This window comes from Tabrizicola sp., from assembly GCF_034366665.1.
GTDB lineage: Bacteria > Pseudomonadota > Alphaproteobacteria > Rhodobacterales > Rhodobacteraceae > Tabrizicola.
In genome coordinates, this window is the sequence record NZ_JAXMMF010000068.1 from 1 (window position 1) to 16617 (window position 16617).

Annotated in this window: 16 protein-coding genes; 3 read left to right on the plus strand and 13 right to left on the minus strand. The window is 66.1% G+C overall.

Annotation, left to right across the window (positions count from 1 at the left end):
• From U1E69_RS09355 to sucC, 8 genes are all read right to left on the minus strand, one after another.
• Positions 1-933, minus strand: a 933-nt coding sequence (locus U1E69_RS09355) for a 2-oxo acid dehydrogenase subunit E2 (RefSeq protein ID WP_322244118.1), incomplete at its 3' end; no start/stop codon positions are given.
• A gap of 16 nt (positions 934-949) precedes the next feature.
• The gene (locus U1E69_RS09360) at positions 950-3922 is read right to left on the minus strand and encodes a 2-oxoglutarate dehydrogenase E1 component (RefSeq protein ID WP_322244119.1); all 2973 of its coding nucleotides are present in this window, start codon (positions 3920-3922) and stop codon (positions 950-952) included.
• 37 nt (positions 3923-3959) lie between these two features.
• On the minus strand, positions 3960-4646 hold the full coding sequence (locus U1E69_RS09365; protein WP_322244120.1) for a hypothetical protein: 687 nt from the start codon (positions 4644-4646) through the stop codon (positions 3960-3962).
• Positions 4647-4689: 43 nt separating this feature from the next.
• The gene (gene sucD / locus U1E69_RS09370; RefSeq protein WP_322244121.1) at positions 4690-5571 is read right to left on the minus strand and encodes a succinate--CoA ligase subunit alpha; all 882 of its coding nucleotides are present in this window, start codon (positions 5569-5571) and stop codon (positions 4690-4692) included.
• Positions 5572-5621: 50 nt separating this feature from the next.
• Entirely contained in the window at positions 5622-6089 is a 468-nt protein-coding gene (locus U1E69_RS09375; protein WP_322244122.1) for a hypothetical protein, read from the minus strand.
• 17 nt (positions 6090-6106) lie between these two features.
• Complete coding sequence (locus U1E69_RS09380; protein WP_322244123.1) at positions 6107-7135, minus strand: hypothetical protein; 1029 nt, start codon at positions 7133-7135, stop codon at positions 6107-6109.
• 22 nt (positions 7136-7157) lie between these two features.
• Positions 7158-7658 (minus strand): hypothetical protein, encoded by a 501-nt coding sequence (locus U1E69_RS09385; RefSeq protein WP_322244124.1) that lies wholly within the window; start codon positions 7656-7658, stop codon positions 7158-7160.
• Between the two features lie 5 nt (positions 7659-7663).
• On the minus strand, positions 7664-8857 hold the full coding sequence (sucC, locus tag U1E69_RS09390; RefSeq protein ID WP_322244125.1) for an ADP-forming succinate--CoA ligase subunit beta: 1194 nt from the start codon (positions 8855-8857) through the stop codon (positions 7664-7666).
• Positions 8858-9127: 270 nt separating this feature from the next.
• On the opposite strand from sucC, the gene U1E69_RS09395 reads away from it, so the two are divergent.
• Entirely contained in the window at positions 9128-10450 is a 1323-nt protein-coding gene (locus U1E69_RS09395) for an aspartate aminotransferase family protein (protein ID WP_322244126.1), read from the plus strand.
• A gap of 137 nt (positions 10451-10587) precedes the next feature.
• Here the strand turns inward: U1E69_RS09395 and U1E69_RS09400 are convergent, their stop codons facing one another.
• The 5 genes from U1E69_RS09400 to mdh all read right to left on the minus strand — a co-directional run bounded on the left by U1E69_RS09400 (position 10588) and on the right by mdh (position 15265).
• On the minus strand, positions 10588-11769 hold the full coding sequence (locus U1E69_RS09400) for a hypothetical protein (protein WP_322244127.1): 1182 nt from the start codon (positions 11767-11769) through the stop codon (positions 10588-10590).
• A gap of 64 nt (positions 11770-11833) precedes the next feature.
• Positions 11834-12346: a class I SAM-dependent methyltransferase gene (locus tag U1E69_RS09405; RefSeq protein ID WP_322244128.1), complete on the minus strand. Its 513-nt coding sequence runs from the start codon at positions 12344-12346 to the stop codon at positions 11834-11836.
• 131 nt (positions 12347-12477) lie between these two features.
• Positions 12478-12651 (minus strand): hypothetical protein, encoded by a 174-nt coding sequence (locus U1E69_RS09410; RefSeq protein WP_322244129.1) that lies wholly within the window; start codon positions 12649-12651, stop codon positions 12478-12480.
• Between the two features lie 356 nt (positions 12652-13007).
• Positions 13008-14240: a hypothetical protein gene (locus tag U1E69_RS09415; RefSeq protein ID WP_322244130.1), complete on the minus strand. Its 1233-nt coding sequence runs from the start codon at positions 14238-14240 to the stop codon at positions 13008-13010.
• A gap of 62 nt (positions 14241-14302) precedes the next feature.
• A complete protein-coding gene (gene mdh, locus U1E69_RS09420; RefSeq protein WP_322244131.1) occupies positions 14303-15265 on the minus strand; it encodes a malate dehydrogenase in 963 nt (320 codons plus the stop codon).
• A 156-nt stretch (positions 15266-15421) separates the two neighbouring features.
• On the opposite strand from mdh, the gene U1E69_RS09425 reads away from it, so the two are divergent.
• Both U1E69_RS09425 and U1E69_RS09430 read left to right on the plus strand, forming a co-directional pair.
• Positions 15422-16171 carry a sulfite exporter TauE/SafE family protein gene (locus U1E69_RS09425; protein WP_305542692.1) on the plus strand — a complete coding sequence of 250 codons (750 nt, stop codon included), beginning with the start codon at positions 15422-15424 and terminating at the stop codon, positions 16169-16171.
• 147 nt (positions 16172-16318) lie between these two features.
• Complete coding sequence (locus U1E69_RS09430) at positions 16319-16573, plus strand: Ada metal-binding domain-containing protein (protein WP_305542690.1); 255 nt, start codon at positions 16319-16321, stop codon at positions 16571-16573.
• Positions 16574-16617: the final 44 nt, after the last annotated feature.

Consider the following 16617-nt stretch of genomic DNA (forward strand, 5'->3'; position numbering starts at 1 on the left):
GCCCAGTTCGGCGATCTTCTTTTCGATGGCGGCAAAGCCCATCTGGTCGGCGTCACGGACCACCGGGACGACGAGGCCCGAGGGGGTGCCGACGGCGACGCCCATGTGGACGTAGTTCTTGTAGACCACGTCCTGGCCGTCAATCTCGGCGTTGACCTCGGGCACTTCCTTCAGGGCGTGGGTGCAGGCCTTGACGAAGAAGGACATGAAGCCAAGCTTGACGCCGTGTTTCTTCTCGAACGCGTCCTTGTATTCGTTGCGCAAGGACATGATGCCGGACATGTCGACCTCGTTGTAGGTCGTCAGCATCGCGGCGGTGTTTTGGGCGTCCTTCAGGCGGCGGGCGATGGTGGCGCGGAGGCGGGTCATCTTGACCCGTTCTTCGCGTGCCGCGTCGTCGGCAGGGACGGGCGCGCGGGGGACTGCGGCCGGGGCGGGCGCGGGCGTGGCGACCGGAGCGGCGACGGCCTTGGCGACGTCTTCCTTCATCACGCGACCATCGCGCCCGCTGCCCTTGACGGCGTCGGGGGAAAGGCCGGCCTCGGCCATCGCCTTCTTGGCGGAGGGGGCGTTTTCCACGTCGGCGCGGGCGGTCACTTCCTCATGGCCCGCTCCGGGGGAGCCGATCTGGGCGGCGTCCGCGATCTTCGGATCTTCGGTCACCGGCTTTTGCTCAGCTGCCTTCGGCGCGGCGGCGGCGCCTTCGGTCACGATGGCAAGGCGGGCGTTGGCGGCGACCGTGGTGCCTTCCGGGGCGATGATCTCGGCCAGAACGCCGGTCACCGGGCTGGGCACCTCGACCGAGACCTTGTCGGTCTCAAGCTCACACAGCATTTCGTCCTGCTTCACCGCGTCGCCGGGTTTCTTGAACCAGGTCGATACGGTGGCCTCGGACACGGATTCGCCAAGGGCGGGGACCATAACGTCAGTCATTTGAATTCTCCGGTCTTCACGCGGGCAGGCCAAGGGCCTGGGCGACGAGTTGTTGCTGTTCATGCTTGTGGCGGGAGGCGAGGCCCGTGGCGGGCGACGCAGAGGCCTTGCGGCCGGCGTAGGTCATGCGCGTCGGCTTGGCCCTGACCTTGGTGAGGACGGTCTCGATCTCGGGCTCGATGAAGGACCAGGCGCCCTGGTTCTTGGGTTCCTCCTGGCACCAGACGAAGTCGGCCTTCGGGAAGCGGGAAAGTTCCTGGGTCAGCGAGATCGTCGGGACCGGGTAGAGCTGTTCGATGCGCAAAAGGTAGGTGTCGTCGATCCCCTGCGCGTCGCGTTCGGCGAGGAGGTCGTAGTAGACCTTGCCCGAGCAGAGGACGACGCGCTTGATCTTGTCGTCGGCCTTGAGCTTTGCGGTGGAGTTGCCCTTCTGCGCGTCATCCCAGAGGACGCGGTGGAAGGTGGAGCCGTCGGTGAAATCCTCGGCCCGGCTGATCGCCATCGGGTGCCGTAGAAGCGACTTCGGCGTCATCAGGATCAGCGGCTTGCGGTAGGTCCGGTGCAGCTGGCGGCGCAGGATGTGGAAGTAGTTCGCCGGGGTCGTGCAGTTGGCGACGATCCAGTTATCCTCGGCCGAAAGCTGCAGGAAGCGTTCAAGGCGGGCCGAGGAGTGTTCCGGGCCTTGGCCTTCGTAGCCGTGCGGCAGAAGCATCACGAGGCCCGACATCCGCAGCCATTTGGACTCGCCCGAGTTGATGAACTGGTCGATCATGATCTGCGCGCCGTTGGCGAAGTCGCCGAACTGGGCTTCCCAAAGGGTCAGCGCGTTCGGTTCGGACAGCGAGTAGCCGTACTCGAACCCAAGGACGGCATATTCCGAGAGCATGGAGTCGATGACCTCATACCGCGCCTGGCCGGGGCGGATGTGGTTCAGGGGGTAGTGGCGTTCTTCGGTGGTCTGGTCGATCCAACCGGAGTGGCGCTGGGAGAAGGTGCCGCGGGTGCAGTCCTGACCGGACAGGCGGACCGGGAAGCCTTCGATCTGCAGGGAGCCGAAGGCCAGCGCCTCGGCCGTCGCCCAGTCGAAGCCTTGACCTTTTGCAAACATTTCCCGCTTGGCGTCCAGTTGGCGGGCCACGGTCTTGTGCATATCGAACCCGTCGGGCACGCGGGTCAGGGCGGCACCGACCTCGGCCAAAGTCTCGGCCTTGATCCAGGTTTCGCCGCGCTGGTAGTTGTTCAGGTCCTTGGTCTGCAGGTTCTTCCAGCGACCATCCAGCCAGTCGGCCTTGTTCGGGAGGAAGGCTTTCCCAGCCTCGAACTCTTCATTCAACCGCGCCTGGAAGGCTGCCTTCATGTCCTCGATCTCGCCCTCGGGGATGAGGCCGTCGCGGACCAGGCGTTCCGTGTAAAGCTGCAGCGTGGTCTTCTGCCGCTTGATGCGGGTGTACATCGCCGGGTTGGTGAACATCGGCTCGTCGCCTTCGTTGTGACCGAAGCGGCGGTAGCAGAAGATGTCGATGACGACGTCCTTGTGGAACTTCTGGCGGAATTCCGTGGCGACCTTGGCGGCGTGAACCACGGCTTCGGGGTCGTCGCCGTTGACGTGGAAGATCGGGGCTTCGACCATCAGCGCGATGTCCGTGGGATAGGGCGAGGTGCGGCTGAAGGCCGGAGCGGTGGTGAAGCCGATCTGGTTGTTGACGATGATGTGGATGCAGCCGCCGGTGCGGTGGCCCTTGATGCCGGACAGTTGCAGACATTCGGCCACGACGCCTTGCCCCGCAAAGGCCGCGTCGCCGTGCAGAAGGATCGGCAGGACGGCGGTGCGGTCGGTGGTGTCGTTCAGCTGGTCCTGCTTGGCCCGGACCTTGCCCAGGACGACGGGGTTCACCGCCTCCAGGTGGCTGGGGTTGGCGGTGAGGGAAAGGTGGACCTTGTTGCCGTCGAACTCGCGGTCGCTGGACGCGCCGAGGTGGTATTTCACGTCACCCGAGCCATCCACGTCTTCGGGCTTGTAGGAGCCGCCCTGGAATTCGTGGAAGATCGCGCGGTAGGGCTTCATCATCACGTTGGCCAGAACGGACAGGCGGCCGCGGTGCGGCATGCCGATGATGACGTCCTTCACCCCCAGCGCGCCGCCGCGCTTGATGATCTGCTCCATCGCCGGGATCAGGGCTTCGCCGCCATCAAGGCCGAAGCGCTTGGTGCCCATGTACTTGACGTGGAGGAACTTCTCATACCCCTCCGCCTCGACCAGCTTGTTCAGGATGGCCTTCCGGCCTTCGCGGGTGAACTGGATTTCCTTGCCGTAGCCTTCGATCCGTTCCTTCAGCCAGGCGGCCTGTTCGGGGTCGGAGATGTGCATGTACTGCAGCGCGAAGGTGCCGCAATAGGTGCGCTTCACGATGTCGATGATCTGCCGCATGCTGGCATGGGTCAGGCCAAGCACGTTGTCGATGAAGATCGGGCGGTCCATGTCGGCTTCGGTGAAGCCGTAGGAGGCGGGGTCAAGCTCTGGCTGGTTTCCGCGCTCGGTCATGCCCAAGGGGTCAAGGTCGGCGGCAAGGTGGCCGCGAATCCGGTAAGCGCGGATGATCATGATGGCGCGAACGGAGTCGAGGACCGCGCGCTGGATCTGCTCGTCGGAAAGTTGCACGCCCGCCTCGGCAGCCTTGGCGGCGATCTTCTGCCCGGCGGCCTTGGCTTCCTTGGCCGGGGGTGGGGCGGCCCATTCGCCGGTCAGGGCGGCCGTCAGGTCATCCACCGGCTGCGGCGGCCAGTCGGCGCGGGCCCAGCTTGGCCCTTGTGCGGCGCGCTTGGCGTCAAGCTCACTGTCGCCGAGGGCCTTGAAGAACTCTGCCCATTGCGGGTCGACGGAGTTCGGGTCCTGCGCGTGGCGAGCGGCCAGCTGGTCGACGTAATCGGCATTGGCCCCGTCCAGGAAGGACGAGGCAGTGAAGGCGGCGGTGGGGGATTGGTCGGTCATGGGGTTACCTCGGAGGGAGGGGACTGTCTGGAACTGTTCATCCGTTTCGCGCCGCGATCAGGATTGATTGGAAGTCGTCGGAGAAGGTTGCGAGGAAGCTTGTCTCATCCGGACCAAGGCTTGAGGGTCTAAGTTGCCTGCCCTCAATCCTCGACATCCAGTGCCCGGCGCCACCGCTTTGCCCGGCCGGTCCAGAACGCCCCGGCATGGCCTGCCACATCTGGTCGCACAAGTCCTCGTTGCGGCAGAAGAAATCACGGATCGGGCTTGCCCTTACAGCGGACCAGACGACCGGTTCGAGAGCGACGGGCAGGCGCAGAGTGAGCCCAAGGAAATAGTCAGGCTTCTGGCTTAGCCCAAGCTGCCACAAGGCTGCAAAGCAGCGATCGTCAAACTGGAAACTCTCGCGCGGGCGATCCTTGTCTGCTCGGTCCAAGGTTGCTGGCCCCGACCCAAACGAGCGAGAGAGGAGGGGTAGAACATCCATCTCCGCCGCTGGCGGAAGGGCTGAAACCACTGCGGCGCGGACCTCATCTATCGGCTTGCGCCAAAGGATACAGCAGATCGCGTGCAGGCCGGCGGTCAAGGCGGGAAAGACCTGCGCCGCCGTTGCGTCCGACCGCATCGCGCGCTCGGACATTTCTGCAACGTCCCGAAAGCTGCGGGGCCGCCCAGCTTTGAAATCGGCACAAAACCGCATGTCCAGCTCTGGCATCATCAGCATCCGCCTTGGAGCGAGCGCCGCATATGTTGCGGAAGCTGCCACCTTATCCAATGGCCTTCAGCACGGCTTCGCCCAGGCCCGCCGGGCTGTCGGCCACGACGATCCCGGCGCTCAGCATCGCTTCGATCTTCGACTGCGCGTCGCCCTTGCCTCCGGCCACGATGGCCCCGGCGTGGCCCATGCGGCGGCCGGGGGGGGCGGTGCGGCCGGCGATGAAGCCGGCGGTGGGCTTCCAGCGGCCGCGCTTCTTTTCGTCGGCAAGGAACTGGGCGGCTTCCTCTTCTGCGGCGCCGCCGATTTCGCCGATCATGATGATCGAATGGGTCTCGGGGTCGGCCAGGAACATTTCCAGCACGTCGATGTGTTCGGTGCCCTTGATCGGGTCGCCGCCGATGCCGACGGCGGTGGATTGGCCAAGGCCGACGTCGGTTGTCTGTTTCACGGCCTCATAGGTAAGGGTGCCCGAGCGTGACACAACCCCGACCGATCCTTTGGAGAAGATCGAACCCGGCATGATGCCGATCTTGCATTCGCCGGGGGTCAGGACGCCGGGGCAGTTAGGGCCGATGAGGCGGGACTTCGAATTGATGAGGGCGCGCTTGACCTTCATCATGTCAAGGACCGGGATGCCTTCGGTGATGCAGACGATCAGCGGGATCTCGGCGTCGATGGCTTCGAGGATCGAGTCGGCGGCAAAGGGCGGGGGAACGTAGATCGCGGTGGCATTCGCGCCGGTCTTGGCGACCGCGTCGTGGACGCTGTCAAAGACGGGAAGGCCGAGGTGTTCGGTCCCGCCCTTGCCGGGCGTCACGCCGCCGACCATGTGCGTGCCATAGGCGATGGCCTGTTCCGAGTGGAAGGTGCCCTGGCTGCCGGTGAAGCCCTGGCAGATGACTTTGGTCGCTTTGTTCACGAGGACGGACATTGTTAGCGTTCCTTCATATCCAGCTTGTCGCAGGCCCGGGGGCCGGTGTGTCAGTAGGTGAAACGGACTCCGCTGTCGGTGTCCGAGCCGCAGGTCGGGTCGTTGCCGCCCGAAGTGATTGTCGCCTGCACGCCCGTTTCGAAATCAAGGCGGGTGCAGCCCATGTCGTCCTTGGCGTAGTCGAAGGGCGCGCCTTCATCCCCGCCAAGCGAGGCGGCGAGGATTTCCGAGGCGGTGGCGCTGTCGACGGTGAGGCTTTCGACGTGGCAGAAGCTACCGTCGTCGGCCATGTAGACCACGGTGCTGTCGCCCGCGCCGGGGTAGAAGTTGATGAGGCCCATCTCGCCGTCGTCTTCGCGCGTCCAGGCGAGCGCCTCAAGCATCTCGCCCGTCAGGTCGGCATCGCCTCCGCCGGACATGCAGGCCATGTACCCCTCGACCAGCTGATTGCGCGGGTCGGCGTCCTGGGCCGCGGCGGGCGTGGCCAGGAAAAGCGCGAGGGTCAGGCGGGTGAGCATGGGTATTCCTTGGGACGTCAGGTGGGGGTGGCGGGCGAGCCGCCTTCGGGGGACTGGCCGACCCGGAAGGTCGGGTTGCGCCGCATCAGGTTGCGCAGGATGTAGGCAAGGTTCAGCGTGCTGCCGATCAACCCGATGGGCAGGCCGCGCAACGAGGGGCTGCGGGGGAACAGGCGGGTCATCAGGAGGGACAGAGGGCCGTCGTGGGTGATCCAGGCGGTCTGGTCCGCAGGCAGGTCGGCGCGGTGGGTCTTGGCCCAGTGGCGGTGCAGGCTGAGCTGACTTTGCAGCGCGGTGGCGTCCGCCGATCCGGTGGCATAGCGCCAGGTCTTGCGGCCCTGGGCGTGGACAAAGCGCGGCTCGCCGTGGGCAAGGGTGGCGATGCGCTGGAAGGCCCCGAAATCGCCGGGGAGCATGTCATGCGCGATGTCGCGGCCCGTCCTCAGGGCAGCGACGGGGGTCTGGCCGAATTCTTCCGACCCCAGAAGGCCCCCCAGCACGTCCTGGTCGCCGACGATGAAGCGGCGGTCGGCGGTCTGATAGAGGTCCGAGCGCAGGAAGGACTTCCAGCGGTCCAGAAGCGGCCGGTGCCGCGCGGTGACGCTGACGACGCATGAGTTCACGGTGTAGCCCAACTCGCGGGCGATGGTGCGGCCGATGGAAAGCGTGCGGCCCCCGGTCCCGGCGAAGCGGCTGCGGAAGCCTTCCTGAGCGACAAGGATCGTGTCGTCGGAAAGGCCCTGGAAGAAGGGCGCGGGATCGGCGGTCAGCATCAGGTCGGCGTCAAGCCAGGTGATGCGGGGGATGCCGCGGGCGAGCATCTGCTCCAAGAGGTAGGGCTTGATGTTCCAGAACGTATCCTCGGCCCACAGGTCGCGGTGAAGGACGACGTTCGGCTGGTGACCAAGCCAGTCGAGCGCCCTCGGCCCAAGGTCGCGGGCCGGGACATGCAGACGGGACCCCGGCGAGACGCGATAGAGGCTGACGGCCAGCAGCATCAGCGCCGGCAGGTCCTGTTCGCGATCCTCGAAGGTCAGGAAGTCCATCTGGGTTCCACCTGGGTTCTATCTAGCCACGGAACACGCCGGGCTGGGTGCGGGTCATGGCACCCTTCGAGCGGGAGACAAGGGCGACGGCTCCACTGCCAAGAATCCAGGCCTCTTCGCCGCCAAGCTTCATCGCCTGCACGCCCGAAGCGGGAAGCTGTGCGTTCAACTGGGCTACGACATCGCCGAAGGATGCGGATTTCGGCGTGACGACGCATTGCCCGGCGCGACCGCTGCGGGTGTCGAGCGAAATCACCGCGCTGGCGAAGGACGATGTGTAGCTGCCACCCGCACCACTGCCGCCGGTCTTGCGGAAACCGAGCGACTCCAGGGTGGGGCCTGCCGCCTCGGGGTTGTCTGCGGTCTTGACGCAGGCCGCGATGAAGGCTGCCACGGCGGATTGCGTTGTGTTCGCGGCAGCAGGAGCCGCGGCGCTGGTCGACGTGCCGGCGGTCGGTGCGGTCGACTGGCAGGCCGCGACCAGCAGGGCCGCTGACAACGCGAGGCCGAGTGTCTTCGGCATCCGGGTCATCCCTTTACGGCCTTGACGATCTTCTCGGCCCCGTCCTTCAGGTCGTCGGCGGCGATGACGTTCAGGCCGGATTTGCGGATGATGTCCTTGCCAAGCTCGACGTTCGTGCCTTCCAGCCGGACAACCAGCGGGACTTTCAGGCCGACTTCCTTGACCGCCGCGATCACGCCCTCGGCGATGATGTCGCAGCGCATGATGCCGCCGAAGATGTTGACGAGGATGCCTTTCACCTGCGGGTCGGAGGTGATGATCTTGAAGGCCTCGGTCACCTTTTCCTTGGTGGCGCCGCCGCCGACGTCAAGGAAGTTGGCAGGCTCGGCGCCGTAAAGCTTGATGATGTCCATCGTGGCCATCGCCAGGCCCGCGCCGTTGACCATGCAGCCGATCTCGCCATCGAGCGCGATATAGTTCAGGTCGAACTTCGAGGCGGCGAGTTCCTTCGGGTCTTCCTCGGTCTCGTCGCGCAGGGCGGCGATGTCGGGGTGGCGGTAGATCGCGTTGCCGTCAAAGCCCATCTTGGCGTCGAGAAGCTTCAAGGAGCCGTCCTTGAGGATGCAGAAGGGGTTGATCTCCAGCATGTCCATGTCCTTGTCGACAAAGAGCTGGTAGAGCTTCTTGACGATCTGGACGCAGGATTTCACCTGCGCGCCGGTCAGGCCCAGGGCAAAGGCGACGCGGCGGCCGTGGAAGTCCTGCAGGCCCGTGGCGGGGTCGACGGTGAAGGTGTGGATCAGTTCGGGCGTGTCGTGGGCGACGTCCTCGATGCTCATCCCGCCTTCGGTCGAGGCGACGATCGAGATGCGGCTGGTCTGACGGTCGATCAGGAGGGCGAGGTAGAACTCGCGGTCGATGTCGCTGCCGTCTTCGATGTAGATGCGGTTTACCTGCTTGCCTGCCGCGCCGGTCTGGATGGTGACAAGAGTGCGGCCCAGCATCTGGCGGGCGAATTCGGCGGCTTCGCCGACCGAACGGGCCAGGCGGACGCCGCCCTTTTCGCCGGCCTCGGGTTCCTTGAAATGGCCCTTGCCGCGGCCCCCGGCGTGGATCTGCGATTTCACCACCCAGAGCGGGCCGTCGAGTTCGCCTGCGGCGGTCTTGGCGTCTTCGGCCTTGAGGACGACACGGCCGTCGCTGACCGGAATGCCATAGCTGCGCAGAAGCTCTTTGGCCTGGTATTCGTGGATGTTCATGGGGCGCCCCTTGTAACGGCCGGGAATTGGTCAGGGGCGTTCTGGCACGGGTTCGCCTGTGTTCCAAACGGCAAATGCCTGTAAAGCGGGCGAAATGCCGGGAAAATGAATGTTGTGATCACAGGATGGAAAAGTGTGATCACACGGTGGAAAATTGTGATCACATGGTGGCGGTAACGCCAGATGACGGTCCGAATCACCGCGGTGGTGGCAAGATTGACAAGGACTGACGCGCTTGCGAAGCCTGTGGCCTGAAAGATGGAGGCCAGGATGCCGCGCCCAAGCGCCAACGATATCACGCAAGACACTCTGCCGAAGATCAGTCACGGGCGCGGGGTCTATCTGTGGGATGTGGACGGACGGCAATACATCGACGGCTCGGGTGGGCCGGCGGTGTTTTCGGTGGGCCACGGCGACCCACGCGTGAACGAGGCGGTGGCGCGGCAGATGGAGCGGGTGGCCTATGGTTATCGGTATCTGTTCAGCTCGGACCCGCTGGAGGAGATGAGCGAAATGCTCCGTCAGGCGACGGGGCTGGCGGACATGGTCTATACCACCAGCGGGTCCGAGGCGGTGGAAAGCGCGGTGAAGATCGCGCTGCAGTATCACTATGACCGGGGCGAGCCTGGCCGGGTGAAGTTCATCGCGCGGAAGCGGTCGTGGCATGGCAATACGCTGATGGCGACGGCCTTGTCGGGGTTTGAGGACCGGCAGCGGGCCTTTGCGGGGGCTTTGCCACAGGTCGGGCGGGTGAGTGCGGCGAATGGGTATCGGCTGCCCGAGGGGGTGAGCCGCGATGGGCTGGTCGCGCATCTGGCGGCAGAGCTGGAGGCGGAGATCCTGCGCCTTGGGCCGAAGACGGTGGCGGCATTCATCTTCGAGCCGGTCGTCGGCGCGGCGGGCGGGGCTTTGCCGGCTCCCGAGGGTTATGCCAAGGCAGTGGCCGAGGTTTGCCTGCGGCACGGGGTGCTGGTGATCTGCGACGAGGTGATGTGCGGGTCGGGCCGGACCGGGGTCTGGCGCGCGTCGGAGGAAGACGGGATCACGGCGGATATCATCATGGTGGCGAAGTCGCTGTCGGGGGGATACCTGCCGCTTGGCGCGGCCGTCTACACGCAGGAGATTGCGGATGTGATGGCGGCGGGGCATGGCGGGCCGCTGACGGGGCATACCTATACCGGGCATACGGCCTGCCTTGCGGCCGGGGTGGCGGTGCAGAAGATTGTCGCGGAGGAGGGGCTGCTGGCGCGCATCCGGGACAAGGGGCCACGCTGGCAGGCCGAGTTGCGCAGCCGGATGGCGCATCTGCCTGCAGTGGGCGATGTGCGGGGGCGGGGGTATTTCATTGGCGTGGAGCTGGTGGCGGACCCGGAGACGAAGGCTCCGTTCAATGCGGCGCTGGGGGTGAACGGGCGCATCCGGGCGGAAGCGCTGCGTCGGGGGTTGATCTGTTATCCCTCGGGCGGGCATGTCGACGGGGCGGCGGGGGATACGGTGATCCTGGCGCCGCCGTTCAATGCGAGCGATGCGGAACTGGACGAGATCGCCGACAAGCTGGTGGCGACGCTGGAGACGGTGATCGGCGGCCTTTGATCGCCGCGCGGGTTGGGGCGGGTTTCAGATTGAGCGCCTTGGCAGGCGCGAAGTCCTTTTGTCTCGCCTCTGTGCGTGAAGGACGCACAGAGGCTCGGGAGCCTCCGGCGGGGATATTTGGGGACAGATGAAAGGGCTTAGTTCAGGAAGACGGCGAAGAGCATTGCGTCGCCCTGGACGATGTCCTCGAAGTCGCGCCAGGATTGGCCGCCCATCTGCGGGCCTTTCTCGGCGTAAGGCAGCAGGCCCTCGCCCTGAATCCAGGTGACAAGGTCGACGGCGGGCGGGTTCTCGAACGCTTTCTTCAGGTTGATCCCGGCCTCGGCCCCAAAGCGCCAGTGGGGGATGAGGAGTTCCCCCTTCAGCGCTTTTTCGGCGTCGGCAAGGACCGCTTGCCAACGCTCGCCGGTTCCCGGGGGCATCCTGAGGCCAAGGCCGGAGACCTGTTGGTCGTTCGGGACCCATTCGCCGGTGTTGTCGGTTTCCAGTGCGACGAGGGACCAGAAGCGGCGGTTTTCCTCGATCATCGACAGGAAGTGGGCGTAGGCGTCCTGGGCAAGGGCCTTGTCGGGGGTCTTGGACAGCGTGATCAGCACCATCGCGGCGCGGTCGACCTGGCGGCCGAACATCATGTCCATCGCGTTGTTGGGCGGCGTGGTGCCCCAGAGGTCGTAGATCCGAGCGGACGAGTCGATCACGCGCTGGATCGCCGGTTCGGGGTCGTAGGCGAGGGCGGTGGAGGCGAAGCCTGACAGGAAATGGGTGTAGGCCGAAAGCCAGGCGGCGTCGGCGGTGTCGAAGGTGATGACGGGATCCTGGACCTGGACGCCCATGCCGCGACCGCCGCCGAGGGCCATGCCGGTGACCTCGGCCAGGTCTTCGCCGGCGTCACGGGTGCCGTTGGCGTTGATGTCGAACCAGAGGTCGGCGATGCGGACCTCCAGCGCGAAGGGCTTGTCACCAAGCTGGGTGAGGGCCGCGCGCGATGAGTCCATGTCGGCGTCAAGGTTGCGGATCAGCGCGGTGAAGTCGGCGGCCTGGAAGGGGATGGCGTTCGGGTTTTCCGGGATGGGGAGGCGGAGGATGGGAAGTTCCGACCAGTCGGCCTTGACGCCGGTCTTCCAGCGCAGTTGCAGCGCCTGTTCGACGCCGCCGAGGAAGTGGAGGCCGGCGAGGGCGAAGAGGTCCTCGTTGGTGGGGGAGGGAAGGGCGGCAAGGCGGGCCTCGGTCGGTGCAAGGCCGGTGCGGGCGATCTCTTCGGACAGCGTTTCGGCTGCGACGGGGGTGGCGAGGAGAAGGGTGAGGACGAGGGTGCGCATCGGGGCCTCCTATGGGTCTGGGGACTGTGCGGTCCTGCGGAGGGCGGCGCAAGTGGGGCAACCCTCAGGTCGCGGACCAGAGGACCTGCCCGCGGGGCAGGAGCGTGGGGAGGCGAGTGGGGGTAAAGCCTGCGGCGCGGATGGTGGCGGCGACCTGGGCTTGCGGGACATGGTAGGGCGGGCGGTCGGGGTGGGTGACGACGCCATCGGGCTGTCGGGTTGCCGTGGGGGCGTCGGAGAGGAAGACCGTGAAGAGGGTGGCGCGGAGGGTGGGGAAGCGGCGGAGGTTCGTCAGCGCGGTCTGCAGGTCGGCGTGGGGAAGGTGGGTGAAGACGCCGAAGGCGATGGCGAGGGTGATGGTTTCGGGGATGCCGGGGAAAGCGAAGGCGGCGTCCTGGACAAGGTGGTCTTCGGAGAGCGCTGACGGGTCGGGGAGTTCATGGAGGCGACCGTGCCGCATCAGGGCAAGGGAGGCATCGGTCCCCCAGTAGTGGCCGGGTTTGAGGTAAGGGACGGCCTTGTGGCCAAGGCGAAGTGAGCCACAGCCGATGTCGAGGAGGTGGTCGTCCGGGGTCATGCCCGCGGCTGTCAGGGCGGCCATCTGGACGCGGGCGGTCTCGTCCCAGCGGCCGCCGACGATGTCGCGGTGGCGGCCCTTCGCGATGGCATCGTCATAGAAGCCGGGGGCGAGGTAGGGGGAGGGGAGCCTCAGGCTTTCGGGTCCGTCTTGGCGGCGGCAGCGGCGGCCTTCATCCGGGCGAGGAGTTCCTCTTTGGTCTCACGCGGGGGTTTGACCGACTTCGGAGCGCCTTTCTGGGCGTGGTCAGGGCCGCGCAACGTGCTGCGGGCGCCTTTGGGGTTGCCGGATTTCGAGTAGTCCATGGGGTGTCCCTTCCAGGGTGGTCTGACCCTTGGGGATGCCGGATTTGGGGACGGGGGGCAAGAGGCCTTGTCGCGCGCCGTGTGAGACTGGGGTTCCGGTGTAAGGAAAATCAATAGGTTGGCTGTGGGGCTTCCCTCGATTGCAAGGGATTGCGCAACCGGTCCGGGCATTGAAATGACTGCAGCGCCAGGCCGGTGGCTGGGATTTTCGAATTGAGCGCCTTGCGGCGCGCGCCGTTTGGCTTGCCCCTTGTGCGGGAAGGACGCGCAAGGGGCTGGTGCGCCTAAGGCGGGGATATTTGGGCAAATGTGAAAGGGTTATGGGTCCGGCCCGCTGCGATCTGCAGGCCGGATGGCTAGTTCAGGAATACCATCATCAGCCCGGCATTGCCGCCCATCAGGCCATCAAACTGGCGCAGGCTGGTGGGGGTGATGACGGGACCCTGTTCGAGATACGGCACGGCGGCCCAGCCTTGCAGCCAGCCGGTGATCGAGATCGGGGCGGGATCGTCGAACATCCGGCCAAGGTTGATGCCCTGGCCATCCGTTCCGCGCCAGTAGGGGAGAAGGAGGCGGCCCTGAAGAAGCGCCTCGCCATCGGCCAGGACGCCAAGCCAGGTGTCGCCGGTGCCGGGGGGCAGGGTGAAGCCGAGCGCGGAGGTCTGTTTGTCGTTCGGGACCCATTCGCGGTCGTTATCGGCCTCAACGGCGACAAGGGACCAGAAGCGGCGGTTTTCGGCGATCATGGCCAGGAAATGGTCCTTGGCAGCCTTGGCGCGGGTGGCGTCGGGTTGCTGGTTCACCGCACCTTCCAGCATGGCGAAGGCGTCGAGGAACTGGCCGAAGGAGGCGTCGAAGTTGAAGTCGTCGGACGAGGGTTGCGCCACCTTCAGCGCGGTGCGGGAGGCGATGACGCGATCGATGCTGGTGGCGGGATCGAAGGCGAGAACGGTGTTGGCCACGCCGGACATGACATGGGTGTAGGCGGTCAGCCAGGCGGCGTCGGCGGTGTCGAAGCGGATGGTCAGGGGCGGGGCGGCGGGGTCGGGGGCCTGCCACTCCCAGCCCAGAAGCTGGGGGCCGAGGATGGTCAGCGCATCCTCTTCGGGCTCGCGGGTGCCGTTCAGGTTCACGTCGAACCAGAGGTCGGAGAAGGTGAGCTCCAGCCCGAACTCCTCATCCTGCGGGAGTGTGGCAAGGGCGGTGCGGGCGGCGGCCATGTCGGCGTCGATGTGGGTGAAAAGCTGGGTGATGAGCGCGCCGTTGAAGGGTTCGGGCGCGGGGTTGGGCGGGACGGGCAGACGCAGGAAGGGTAGGCCCAGCGTGTCACCCGCGTTGCCCGCGACCTGATCGGCCCCGGTGCGCCATTGCAGTTGCAGCGCGCGTTCGACGGCGCCCAGGAAGTGCAGCCCGCCGATGGCGAAGATGTCTTCCAGCGCGGGTTCGGGCTGGGCCTTGAGGCGCGCGAGGGTGGGGGCGATGCCGGTTGCGCCAATCTCCTGCGACAGGGTTTCAGCGGCGGCGGGGGTGGCGAGGATCAGGAGGGCGAAGAGGGCGGCTTTCACGGGCGACACTTTCACTGGGGTCATAAATGCAGAATGCGCAGCCGGGGGCTGCGCATTCAAGGTCAGGTTTGTCGCACCGAAGGGTGTCAGGCGAGCGTCGGGTCGATGCCCTTGCAGGCGGCCACAAGGCCCTTCACGGCGTCGACGGACTTGTCGAACATGGTCTTCTCGGTGGCGTCGAGTTTCACTTCGACCACACGCTCGACCCCGCCGGCACCGATGATGACCGGGACGCCGACATACATGCCGTCCAGCCCGTAGGCGCCCTTGACGTGGGCGGCGCAGGGCAGAAGGCGCTTTTGGTCCTTGAGGTAGGCTTCGGCCATCTCCACGGCGCTTGCTGCGGGGGCGTAGAAGGCGGAACCGGTCTTCAGAAGGCCCACAATCTCGGCCCCGCCATCGCGGGTGCGCTGGACGATGGCGTCAAGTTTTTCCTGCGTGGTCCAGCCCATCGCGACGAGGTCGGGCAGGGGGATGCCGCCGACGGTGGAATAGCGGACGGACGGGACCATCGTGTCGCCGTGGCCGCCAAGGACGAAGGCGGTGACGTCCTTCATCGAGACGTTGAACTCCACCGACAGGAAGTGGCGGAAGCGGGCGGCGTCAAGGACCCCGGCCATGCCGATGACCTTGTTGTGCGGCAGGCCCGAGAATTCGCGCAGCGCCCAGACCATCGCGTCGAGGGGGTTGGTGATGCAGATGACGAAGGCGTTCGGGCAGTTGGCCTTGATACCTTCGCCGACGGACTTCATCACCTTGAGGTTGATGCCGAGCAGGTCGTCCCGCGACATGCCGGGCTTGCGCGGCACACCGGCGGTGACGATGCAGACATCGGCACCGGCCAGGTCGGCGTAGGTGTTGGTGCCGCGCAGTGAGGCATCAAACCCCTCGACCGGGCCGGATTGCGCCAGGTCCAGCGCCTTGCCTTGCGGCGTGCCCTCGGCGATGTCGAACAGGACGACGTCGCCCAATTCCTTCAGCGCGAGCAGATGCGCAAGCGTGCCACCGATCTGACCGGCGCCGATGAGGGCGATCTTGGGTCTGGCCATGAGAGCCTCCTGTTGGGATGAATCGGGGGGAGGGGTAGCGGCTTATCGGGCGTCTGTCCAGTCTCGCGGCGGGTTTGGTATACCATTGTATGCGAAAAATTCCGGCTTTAAGGGCGGCCTGGAAGGGGTTAGCGGTAACGCCAGGCGGAGGACGCGATGGAAGAGATCGGATTCTGGGTGGCGGCGGTGGTGGCAGCGGCGCTGGTGGGGATGTCGAAGGGCGGCGTGCCGGTGGTGGGGATGCTGGGGGTGCCGGTCCTGGCGCTGGTGATCAACCCGGTGGTCGCGGCGGGGCTGTTGCTGCCGGTCTATGTCGTCTCGGACATCTTCGGGCTGTATGCCTACCGCCATGCCTGGGACGGGCGGGTGCTTGGGATCGTGGTGCCGGGGGCTGTGGTGGGGATCGCCATCGGCTGGGCCACGGCGAGCGTCGTGCCCGAGGCGGCGGTGACGCTGTTGGTGGGCGTCATCGGGCTTGCCTTCGCGCTGAACATCCTGTTGCGCAAGCCCGTGGTGGTGGAGCCGAAACGGGCCGAGGTCGCGCCTGGCCTGTTCTGGGGCGGGGTGGCGGGGTTCACGAGCTTTGTAAGCCATGCGGGCGCGCCGCCGTATCAGGTCTATACCCTGCCGCTGGGGATGACGAAGGCGGTCTTCGCGGGGACGACGACGATTGCCTTTGCCATCATCAATGCGGTGAAACTGATCCCCTATTACGCGCTGGGCCAGCTGAACCCCGGCAACCTGAAGGCGGCGGCGGTGCTGGCGCTGCCGGCGGTGATCGCGGTGTTCGCAGGCGTGCGGCTGGTGCAGCTGATGCCGGAAAAGCTGTTTTTCCGGCTGGTGGTCTGGGCGCTGGCGCTGATCTCGCTGAAGCTGATCTGGGACGGCGCGCGGGGGCTGATCTGACCCGGTTCCTGCGGGTTCGGCGCAGAGGCGGGTGATCATTCTGACGCGATGTGCGAGGGTTTGGCGTGGCCCTCCTCACCCTGGCCCTCTCCCACGATGGGGAGAGGGGACGCCCGGGGCCAGCGTGGCACGACATGGGAGACGCCGATGCAGCCGGATGCCGATGCGATTTATGACAGCCTTGCCGCGCGGGATGGTCGGTTCGGCGGCCAGTTCGTCTGCGTGAAGACGACGGGGATCTTCTGTCGGATGACCTGCCCGGCGCGGACACCGTTGCGGCAGAACGTGGAATTCCGGGGATCGGTCGAGGCCTGCCTTGCGGCGGGGTTCCGGGCCTGCAAGCGGTGCCGACCTTACGCAGGCTTGCCCGGGGCGGGACGTTCCTCGGTCACGGGTTCGTAGTTCGAGCCCGAGGCCATCAGGCACATGCGTCCGTCGGGCAGGGT

What these genes read in the sequence shown, in the direction of transcription:
- U1E69_RS09360 (WP_322244119.1), bottom strand. Translation starts at nt 3,922, where the DNA reads ATGACCGACCAATCCCCCACCGCCGCCTTCACTGCCTCGTCCTTCCTG.
- U1E69_RS09365 (WP_322244120.1), bottom strand. Translation starts at nt 4,646, where the DNA reads ATGCTGATGATGCCAGAGCTGGACATGCGGTTTTGTGCCGATTTCAAA.
- sucD (WP_322244121.1), bottom strand. Translation starts at nt 5,571, where the DNA reads ATGTCCGTCCTCGTGAACAAAGCGACCAAAGTCATCTGCCAGGGCTTC.
- U1E69_RS09375 (WP_322244122.1), bottom strand. Translation starts at nt 6,089, where the DNA reads ATGCTCACCCGCCTGACCCTCGCGCTTTTCCTGGCCACGCCCGCCGCG.
- U1E69_RS09380 (WP_322244123.1), bottom strand. Translation starts at nt 7,135, where the DNA reads ATGGACTTCCTGACCTTCGAGGATCGCGAACAGGACCTGCCGGCGCTG.
- U1E69_RS09385 (WP_322244124.1), bottom strand. Translation starts at nt 7,658, where the DNA reads ATGCCGAAGACACTCGGCCTCGCGTTGTCAGCGGCCCTGCTGGTCGCG.
- sucC (WP_322244125.1), bottom strand. Translation starts at nt 8,857, where the DNA reads ATGAACATCCACGAATACCAGGCCAAAGAGCTTCTGCGCAGCTATGGC.
- U1E69_RS09395 (WP_322244126.1), top strand. Translation starts at nt 9,128, where the DNA reads ATGCCGCGCCCAAGCGCCAACGATATCACGCAAGACACTCTGCCGAAG.
- U1E69_RS09400 (WP_322244127.1), bottom strand. Translation starts at nt 11,769, where the DNA reads ATGCGCACCCTCGTCCTCACCCTTCTCCTCGCCACCCCCGTCGCAGCC.
- U1E69_RS09405 (WP_322244128.1), bottom strand. Translation starts at nt 12,346, where the DNA reads ATGACCCCGGACGACCACCTCCTCGACATCGGCTGTGGCTCACTTCGC.
- U1E69_RS09410 (WP_322244129.1), bottom strand. Translation starts at nt 12,651, where the DNA reads ATGGACTACTCGAAATCCGGCAACCCCAAAGGCGCCCGCAGCACGTTG.
- U1E69_RS09415 (WP_322244130.1), bottom strand. Translation starts at nt 14,240, where the DNA reads ATGACCCCAGTGAAAGTGTCGCCCGTGAAAGCCGCCCTCTTCGCCCTC.
- mdh (WP_322244131.1), bottom strand. Translation starts at nt 15,265, where the DNA reads ATGGCCAGACCCAAGATCGCCCTCATCGGCGCCGGTCAGATCGGTGGC.
- U1E69_RS09425 (WP_305542692.1), top strand. Translation starts at nt 15,422, where the DNA reads ATGGAAGAGATCGGATTCTGGGTGGCGGCGGTGGTGGCAGCGGCGCTG.
- U1E69_RS09430 (WP_305542690.1), top strand. Translation starts at nt 16,319, where the DNA reads ATGCAGCCGGATGCCGATGCGATTTATGACAGCCTTGCCGCGCGGGAT.